Source organism: Rhizobium sp. Rhizsp42, from assembly GCF_047304155.1.
Taxonomy (GTDB): Bacteria; Pseudomonadota; Alphaproteobacteria; order Rhizobiales; family Rhizobiaceae; genus Rhizobium.
Genome location: NZ_JBGLYS010000074.1, coordinates 1 through 9,068 on the forward strand (window position 1 = coordinate 1; position 9,068 = coordinate 9,068).

Below are 9,068 nucleotides of genomic sequence, written 5' to 3' on the forward strand. Positions count from 1 at the left end.
ACGGATGGCCCGCGCAGGATATCGACGCTCTGATGCCGTGGAACTTCCAGTCGAGCGTGGTCGGCTAACCGCTTACGTCCCACTGTTGCCGATGTCTGTTTCGCTCTTAAGCCTTCTGCAGGGAATGCCGGAAGATTGGTATTACGACGGTGACGATTGGTCAGCGCGGCAACAAGTTTGCAGCACCCGTCCCCCATTGGTCTCGCTCGCCATCGCGCGCGAGATCCACCGAGCCATCACAGGTCAAACCGTCGATCTTGATCATCCTGCTGCTTGGGAAATCACCAACGGCGAAAGGCGGTACGCACCTATCATCTCCGCTGTTGGAGGAGTCAATAACCCAGATCCGTTGCGGAACCGCGCCCGCAGGTGGGCTGAAGAGCAGGACGAGAAAGAACGAGCCCTTTTTGCTGAGCGTTTCGACGACGTCCTGGGAGATGAATGACGTCACCAGCCAGAGAGATTTGGGGACTGCTGAATACGTGCAGAGATCAGATCCTGCATGCCATATCGATCGGCCGAGTCAAACAGCCCGGCCGTTTTCCCATCGATCATAACTTTCACCCGGCTGCTGGCGAATTCAAAACGCCACTTACTGCCCGACGCATCGTCAAACTCCAAGGCTTCGGCCTTTCCATCCCAGGAATGTTCAATCTCGAAATTTCCATATAGCGATAGACGGTCCGATATCGACTCGTATGCCATCGCAAGGTCTCTGTTCTTAGTGACCCGATTTTTGACGCCTGGGTGACGAACCACCCCTATCTTCTCGATGATCGCCGCGACTTGCTCGAAATCGTGATCCACATCGCCAGTGAATCGATACGACGCATTGGTCACATGTTCATAGTACGTCCAGCCATTATTGCCGATATTGATGGCTTCCGATCGCTCGAAGTAGGCAATGCAGTTTGACAGGTCCAGAGCCGTTCCAGGCAGTATTACCGACCCCTGAACCATGATTTCGAGCGGAACGTGACGGTCCTTCGCCTCGAATGCGACGACTTGTCCGGCAGTCATTCGTCTGGGTTTCACGTTGACACCAAGCTCGCGCAATTTTGGTCCGAGGCGTTCATCAATTACATTCAGCAGTCCTGACAGCGCATTTTTCATCTGCACACCGATCTTTTTTCGCGTGCATTATTTTTTTTCGGATGGTCGCAAGAAACAAATCGTCGGCCGGGTACACAGCGACTGCGGCGTTAACCATAATTAATATTTTATTAAAATTTTTCGCATTGCTCTCTTGGCCTCGTGACGGAGGCCTGTCATCATGCCCGCAGCTAGTGTCTGGAGACAAAGCATATGTCGTTGTTTCGAATAGGTAATCTCGGCGCGATCCGCTGACGAGAACGTTCAGACCCAAAGGGTCTTCGACGACATCTTCCGGCGACGCGCGACCGCTTGCGCTTTGAGATCAACAGCCGGATCTAAACCCATGTACATCAACTACTGCCGTCGCTCATTGGCGACCGCGCGGCCGTTTTCTGGCGAATTGCGCGAAATCACCGATCAAAACGTTTGCACTTTTCATAAGCCACCTTGCTCTCCGTGCGCTTAGTAGCACTCCGAGTTCTGGCGCAGAGCATTGACCCCGATCCAACCGATCTCGTCACAGCTTTGTTTCGGAACGGCTGCGTCCCCGCGTTGCTGAAAGGAGAAGCTCTATGCGCGACGAATACGTGGTTTATGATGCTCTGATGCGGAACCGCCAGCGCAAAGCGTTGGAGCGGCGCGGTGAGATTGCTGTTCGATCACTAAAAACGACCGACCCTTCGGACAGCGGGCACGGCTCGCGTCCCGGTATTGGATGGTACGTTGATCTCACGGTTGACCTCGACTACGCCGAGAATGCGCACCCTGTTTCAATTGATCTGATGCCGCACGGCGGTACCAGGTCGGTCGCCAGGAACAGCAAATGGAGCTATCGCGGATTCCTGATCTATGACTGCCGCGTCATCCAACACGAAAGCCGCAACGAAAAGAATGTTGCCCAGATGTTGATGACCTGGCCGGACGTGGTGAATATCTGGTCGCAGACTCCAAGGGTCAAATATCCCGACGCAAACGACGATTGGCACTACTACACGTTCGACTACCTGGTCCTCCTTCGTGATGGCCGACGCATCGCGGTCTCGGTCAAGCCCGAGGAACGGCGAGACGACGAGGAGAAGAAGCTGAAGCAGATCGTCAGCGTGCCGCAGTCTGAGTTTGATGAGACATTTGTTTTCACTGATGCTCAGGCAACGCGAACGGCTGCCTTCAACGCGCGGTTCATTCTTTGGTGCCGCAAGAACACCACCGAAGAGGAAGTGATGGCGGCGCGGGAGATGATGTACCTTTTCTCTCCGCAGATGTTCCTCTGGCAACTTTACGATAACGGCGTGCCACATCATCTGCGTAAGTCCGCCATCGGGAAACTGATCGATAACGGAGAATTAGTGCTCATAGATCCCCTATCACGCATCACCGATTGGTGCCGATTGGCCGTCGTCCACTAAGGCCCGTCCCTCAAACACTATCAACCGCGCACCCCTTTGCCGGGGATGGCGGAGCTATGCCTGGAGCAGAGAAAATGACTGACAGCAACCTCCCCTTCAATTGCAAAAACCGCGTTACCTTCGGCACTCGCCCCCTCCCAGTGTTCGTCGATCTGACCGTCGGTTCGCCTTACACGAGTCCGGAGTTTCACGCCGCAATGGGCTTTCGTCTCCCACTTGCCGCGCCGACCGACGAAGACCTTCCGCCGAACAACTGCACGCGCGCCGTCGCCCATCATCAAAGTAGGAGAGTACAAATGTCCCCTTCAAAGAACGCAGCTTTTGTTGTTGATTATCTGCGCCTCGATCTCCGAACGGACGACCGGGTGGAGTTCTCGGACGGTATGATCTGCCGTCCGAAAAGTACCGACGAAACCGGTCACTTTTTCAATCCAATCGACAACCCTGAATACACGAAGTTCGTTTCCCACGCTGACTATTACAATGGCATCGTGATCGGCGACATCCGCGTCGAGGAGGACTACTTCAGCGTCAAGAAGACCCGGTTTCGCGAAGTGTGGGGCGATCCCACGCTCGCGGGGCTCACAGCAGATAGCCGCGCCCGCGTCTATCGCGCGAAGAGCTTCATCGATCGCGACGACAACCTGATCAGTGTGCGCTGATGTTCGAAGCAGCGTTCAATGTTGGCTATCTGCGCCTCGATCTGCGAATGGACGATCGCGTTCACTTCTCGGACGGCATGATCTGCCGCCCGAAACATACCGACGAAACCGGTCACTTTTTCAATCCAATCGACAACCCCGATTACACTAGGCCGATTTCACACGAAGACTATTACCACGGCATCGTCAACGGTGACATTCGCGTTGAGCAGGACTACTTCAGCGTCAAAAAGACCCAGTTTCGCGAAATGTGGGGCGACCTCACAATCAAGGAGCTGACGGCAGACAGCCGCGTTCGCGTCTATCGCTCAAAAGGGTTTATCGACCGCTACGACGACCTCATCGGCAGCACGAGTGTGCGGATCACCGCCAAAATGCTCCAAGGATTGTTGGAAAAGTGGAACGAGGAAATCAACAACGAGAACATCGCAAAGCAGCGAGCTGCGAATGAGCGAGTGGGTTTAAAGGAATCTAAGCAGACTAAGCAGCGCTCCCACGCCCTATCGACCGTCAAGATCTTCAAAGATCCGCCGACCGTCGAAACGTTTTTCGAGCAGTACAATCGCTACTACTACTTCGACAAGAACCTTGTCGCCCTCGCCCGCAAGCCGAACAAGCCTGGTTGCACGCGAAACCGCGAGCACCATTCGCCGGAGTCGCTCGCTTTCGCCATCGCCTGGGCTGATCGGCATTACGCGGCTGACAAGTCCCAGAAGAATGGTCTTTTCAAAGGGTACGAGGGAGCAGCGAAGCAAGCTGGGTTGACCCACGTCACCTACGAAATCTTCAACCGCATGATCCTGGCCGGAGCGTCGTATGATCGAGTTCTCGCTCATGACGGTGCCGCCAAGGCAAGGAAGATGTTCCGGCCCCTTCGCCATGGAAACGATATCACTCGCGTTGGCGAGCTGGTGGCGTTCGATGACCACGAATGCGATCTGGCTGTATGGCTTCGCGTTTATGGAGTCTGGGACCATCTGACTCCTTATATGAAAAAGGTTGCAGAGACTTCGCGCGTCTGGATCACGGTCGGCGTCGATGTCGCAACCGGCTATATCGTCGCCATCCGAATGTCGAAAAACCGCTCGTCGAAGATGGTCGTCAGCGCGATCGAAATGGCGATCTCCGACAAAACCCACATGGCACAGATGTGTGGGGCTCAACGACAGTGGTTCCCGATCATCATCGAAAACTTTGTCAGTGATAACGGTTCAGAATACCTCGCTGAGGAAGTAACAGAAGTTGCGAGCGCTTGCGGTATTGAACTGGATCGCACTCCGGCCGAACAGCCCTGGCTTCGCGGGACATGCGAGCGAGCGCTGCGTACCCTCGGAGCACTGGTTACCCATGGCATGCCTGGTCGCACATTCTCAAACGTCGTCGAGCGTGGCGACTATGATTCCGAGCAAAATGCGGCGCTTCTCGCTGAGGAATTCTACGCGCTTCTGATCCGCATGACGGTCGATTACCACCACCTGACCATCTCCGGACCTCGAAAGCGCGCGCCCCATAACATGGTGGCTCAATATCTCACCGAGATGAAACCCGGCAACCGACGCTTGATGGACCTCCACATGCGCAGGCACATTTTCGGTGTGGACGCGCGGCGCGCCATTCATCCCGAAGGCATCATCATCTGGGGCATCCGGTACAATTCCGATGAACTGCAGAGGCAGCGTCAACTCCGTGGCAACGCGAAAGTTCGTATCCGCTACCACGAGGAAGACCTGCGTTGGATCTCCGTTCAGTTGCCCGACCGCAAATGGATCACTGTTCCTAACCGCTTCGGCTTCGACAGCCCCATCGGCCTCAAGGAATGGATTCTCGCGCGTCAGGATGTTCTGGCGGACGCAAAGGAAGATGAAAAGAACGACCTCGAGGTTCAGTGGGCCGCTCTGGCGCACCGTCGCGAAGTCGGCGACAGCGCCATCCTGGCCGCTGGCATCACGATGCACCGCCCCACTAAGGACGACTACAGACGGCACCATAAGATCATGTTCGAGGGAACCGACTTCCAGAAGAAGCGTGCTCTTTCTGCGCTGCCGGTACCGTTGATCGGGAAAAACGCGCTCCTCCAGAACAGCTTCAAGGCGATCCGGGGCGAAAGCATCGCGCCGACCGTCCTTGAGAACAAACCAAAATCCGCAACGAAGCCGAAATCGGTCCCAGCGAAAAAGAAGGTGAAAGATGACTATGACGCGTACTGATTTGTACCAATCCATGAAACGACAGGTTACTACCCTCGGTGTCACCCTGTACGGAATTCACTTCAACAGTGAGGCGCTCCAACTCCAACGACTGCGGAAAGAGGGGGCACGACCCGAGAAGGTAACGGTTCTCGTGCGTGCGGACGACATCCGTATGGTCAGCGTGGAATTCTCGGGAGGCCCCACGCTCCAGCTCACTTCAAAGGCGCTTGATACCTGCGACGAGCCAATTTCCCTCGAAGAATGGGTAGCGGCATACAAGGCCGTCAAGGGGTTCTGCGATGCAAGGAGACCGCAATGACGGCTAAGCAGATCCAAAGGCCCGAGAAGTTTGTCTACGAACCGTTGCCCGATCTCACCGGCTATTTCGCGTTCCGGAAGAAGCTGCGATCCTATCACCTGACTTCTGCACGCGACAAAGCCTTCTGCAAGCAGGCAGACGCGCTCTACATGAATTGCGGAGCCAGTCACAACGGTGGCGGCACCGAAAAGCGTGCGCTGTGCGTTGTCGCTCCTGCGGGAAGCGGCAAAACGACGTTGGTGAATTATTACCTCAACCTGCTGCCCTACTTTCAGCCGTCGCTTGATGCGTTTGGAGAGCAGGTTTCACCAATCCTTCGGACCAAGCTGCCGCCGGGTTCGACGGCGAAATCAGCGATGTTCCATATTCTGCAGAAGATGCGCATCGACGATAAAGAATACAAAAAGAAGGCCGAGCCAGAGATGCCCTCCATTGTCCTCAACCACATGAAGGAACTCGGATACAAATATCTCCTGGTGGACGAGCTCCAACATGGTGTTCGCGGATCGAAAACCGGCTTCATCAAAAGGATGCAAGACGTCCTCAAAGATCTGATCAGCTCAGACGATTGGCCGCTTCACGTGATCTTCGTCGGAACTCCCGAAGTCATGCCTATTTTCGAAGACGAACAGGTGGCCCGGCGGACCAATATGCTCCGGCTAGCGCCACTTGAAGCTCAGTACGCATGGTTTGTCGACTACCTGATCGACGAGATTGTCGTGAAGGCAGCGGGTATGACCTACTCCTTCGAAACCGAGGACAAGGTTACCAGCCGTCTGATGCATGCGGCGAATTACGTAATGGGAACCGCAATTCTCATGCTTCAGGAAACGTGCTTTGCGGCCTTCCTGGCTGGTGATCGTGAGATCACAGTGGACCACCTCCGGACAACTTATCATAACAAAACCGGATGTACCCGGCGCGACAATGTGTTCGAAGCCCCAGAGTTTTTGCAGATCAAACCTAATAAGGCACTCGCGGACCTGCTCAAGAATGAAGAGGACGAAGACGATGACGTCACCTATTAAGCTTCCGCGAGCGGTGCCCTTCCGCGACGACGAGTGCGTAGAGACTTTCGCGTGTCGCCTCGCCTGGGCGAACGGCTTCCGAGCTGCCTGTGATATGTTGTCGTCTGGACAATCAAACGGCGACAGCCTTCGTACGCTATCGCCAAAAGCGGTTACGCGGCTCGCGGCTCTCTCCGGCCAAACCGAACAATCTATCCGGAAGTACGCTGTTGGCCCAGGCGTCATCGTGTCCTACGGCGAGAGCACCGTAAAACGGTCGCAGCTTAACACGCGAAAAGTCCGTTTTTGTCCTCACTGCCTGCGCGAGGACCATGAAAAGACAGACCTCGTTCCCGGGGGGCACGCCTATATTCGTGCAGCTTGGGGCTGGTCGATGATCACCACCTGCGCCGTACACGGAACGCCATTGATCAGTCGAGCAATCGAACTGCAGCGATTGCAGGATTTCACACAGCTCTCGCGCGGTTTTTCGCTGTCCGAAGCTGCATCTGTCAACGAAGCGGACGTCTATTTCACCAAGCGGCTCAACAAGCCTGCGGCAGATTCATTCCTAGACGAATTCCCGGCTTACGTCTCCGCCGAATTCTGCTCGCTTATTGGGGAGTTTCAGGAGACGCTCCACCGTGGGAATGTGTCTCACCGTATTGCAGGCGGCTTCGAAACGCCTGAACGGCGCTACGCGGGCTACGCTATCGCCAAAGATGGTGAGGAAGCGGTCTGGAGCTTTTTGACCGATTATGTCCGCACAGTCTCTCGCACGGTCACCCGGCCACGGTCCATCTACTCGGCAGCGCACCACTGGTGGAAGGTGAACAAGCACAACAGGGACTATCATCCTCTGATGAAGCTCTTACAACAGCATGCTGAAGAGCATGTCGCGTTGGATCGTGGCGAAACCTTTTTCTGGCCTGTGCTCACGCGCAAAGTTCATACTGTCCCGTCGGCGGCCGTTGCCTACGGGCTTTCAGAAAAGCGTGTTAAGCAGATTTTGGCGGACGCCTTCGAGGGGGATCTCCCGCGCTTCCTCAAGAAGAGCATGATCCATCGACCGCTGCTCGACGCACGCTCCTGGCTAAACACCGGCGAGGTCGCCGAAATACTCGGATGCTCCATTGCGATCGTTGATCAGATCATCAAGGCAGGCATCCTGACCGCAATCGCCAACACACCAGAGGAGAGTAGAATCTATAGACTTGTCCACCGTAGCGAGGTTGAGGAGCTGGTGCTGAAGATCAAATCGGCGGTTCAAGTCGAAGAGCCAACTGGTGAAATCAGGCCACTAGTTACCCTCCGGCACTATGGCGGCGTGTTAGGGGCCCTCCGCTCGCTGCTGGATGGACACATTCAAAGGGTCTATAACAATGGCCCGACGGTTCGCTTCGACGCCGTTCAGATCGACCTCGACGATCTCCGGAAAGCCTCCCGCGCTACACTCGACGACGAGACAAACGAGGCAAACGTCGATGCCGAATTGATAGACTTGACCGCAGCTCGACGCAGGTTGAAGGTAACAAAGTCGGTCGTAGACGCCGTCATTGAGGCCGGTCTCATACCTTACATTATGCGAGAAAATCGCGTCGGAGGTAAAGGGCGTCGAGCTTGGGTAAAGACCCAGGACGTCGATCGGTTCGATGCCGAATTTGTCACGTTGGACATGTTGGCTGTGGAGCGGAATATGACCCCGATGGAGCTCCTTTTGGAACTCGGTGGCCAGGGAACGCGGCCAGTGATCCAAGGCGGTAGGTTCGTCGGTCGATACTATAGGCGATCGGAACTCAGTTAGCACAAACCCGATTTAGGCACCATCAATATGTGAAAAGCCCGGCTTCCCAGCCGGGCTTTTTTTTGTGCCTTTGCACCAGGGGCCGGACGGAGTTCGGAATCTCTTAAGGGGTGTTTTGGGAAATTTCTTAGTAACCGCAAATAACGTGCTCAGCAGAATCAATGACTTACGGCGAAAAGTTCGGGAAAAGTTATCCTGCTCTACAGTGTCTGTGGTTCTGCAGCGCTACAGTGGCCAATTTCCTTGATAGCGCGGGCCAAATTCATCCTACTGATGTCCCCAAACTCAATCTCATTGTTTTGACTGAATAAATTATCTTCAATGAGCCTAGGCTACTAGCCGCTCGATGACCTGGCTGGCCGTGGGTCAAAGCGATAGATTATAGTTTCTGAGCCGCTCCGCTGAACGTTCGGAATTCCGAATATGCGCTCCATGTCAGATCACTATCGCCGGATCGGCCGCCGACCCGAGAAGCCCGATTAGAGCGACGACAACTGGTTGAACCTGGGTGACCTGATGTGATGGACGGCCTCCGCTCCCGGCATCGCGATATGCCAAGATGTCGCGTGTCGAACTCACATCAGGA

General features: G+C 55.1%; 8 protein-coding genes. 7 read left to right on the forward strand and 1 reads right to left on the reverse strand.

Annotation, left to right across the window (positions count from 1 at the left end):
* On the forward strand, positions 1-445 hold a 445-nt coding region (locus ACCD05_RS31115; protein WP_413397492.1), incomplete at its 5' end, for a hypothetical protein.
* Between the two features lie 2 nt (positions 446-447).
* On the opposite strand, the gene ACCD05_RS31120 is transcribed toward ACCD05_RS31115, so the two are convergent.
* On the reverse strand, positions 448-1,113 hold the full coding sequence (locus tag ACCD05_RS31120; protein ID WP_413397494.1) for a hypothetical protein: 666 nt from the start codon (positions 1,111-1,113) through the stop codon (positions 448-450).
* Positions 1,114-1,667: 554 nt separating this feature from the next.
* Between ACCD05_RS31120 and ACCD05_RS31125 the strand changes: the two genes are divergently transcribed.
* The 6 genes from ACCD05_RS31125 (at position 1,668) to ACCD05_RS31150 (ending at position 8,482) form a co-directional block, all read left to right on the forward strand.
* Complete coding sequence (locus tag ACCD05_RS31125; RefSeq protein ID WP_413397496.1) at positions 1,668-2,501, forward strand: TnsA endonuclease N-terminal domain-containing protein; 834 nt, start codon at positions 1,668-1,670, stop codon at positions 2,499-2,501.
* 74 nt (positions 2,502-2,575) lie between these two features.
* A complete protein-coding gene (locus ACCD05_RS31130) occupies positions 2,576-3,163 on the forward strand; it encodes a hypothetical protein (RefSeq protein ID WP_413397498.1) in 588 nt (195 codons plus the stop codon).
* Positions 3,163-5,370, forward strand: a complete 2,208-nt coding sequence (locus tag ACCD05_RS31135) for a DDE-type integrase/transposase/recombinase (RefSeq protein ID WP_413397500.1) — start codon at positions 3,163-3,165, stop codon at positions 5,368-5,370. Before ACCD05_RS31130 ends, ACCD05_RS31135 begins: the two co-directional genes overlap by 1 nt.
* Positions 5,357-5,671: a hypothetical protein gene (locus tag ACCD05_RS31140; RefSeq protein ID WP_413397502.1), complete on the forward strand. Its 315-nt coding sequence runs from the start codon at positions 5,357-5,359 to the stop codon at positions 5,669-5,671. The genes ACCD05_RS31135 and ACCD05_RS31140 overlap by 14 nt, the downstream gene beginning before the upstream one ends.
* A complete protein-coding gene (locus tag ACCD05_RS31145) occupies positions 5,668-6,699 on the forward strand; it encodes a TniB family NTP-binding protein (RefSeq protein WP_413397504.1) in 1,032 nt (343 codons plus the stop codon). Before ACCD05_RS31140 ends, ACCD05_RS31145 begins: the two co-directional genes overlap by 4 nt.
* Positions 6,683-8,482, forward strand: a complete 1,800-nt coding sequence (locus ACCD05_RS31150) for a TniQ family protein (protein WP_413397506.1) — start codon at positions 6,683-6,685, stop codon at positions 8,480-8,482. The genes ACCD05_RS31145 and ACCD05_RS31150 overlap by 17 nt, the downstream gene beginning before the upstream one ends.
* The last annotated feature ends 586 nt before the right edge of the window (positions 8,483-9,068 follow it).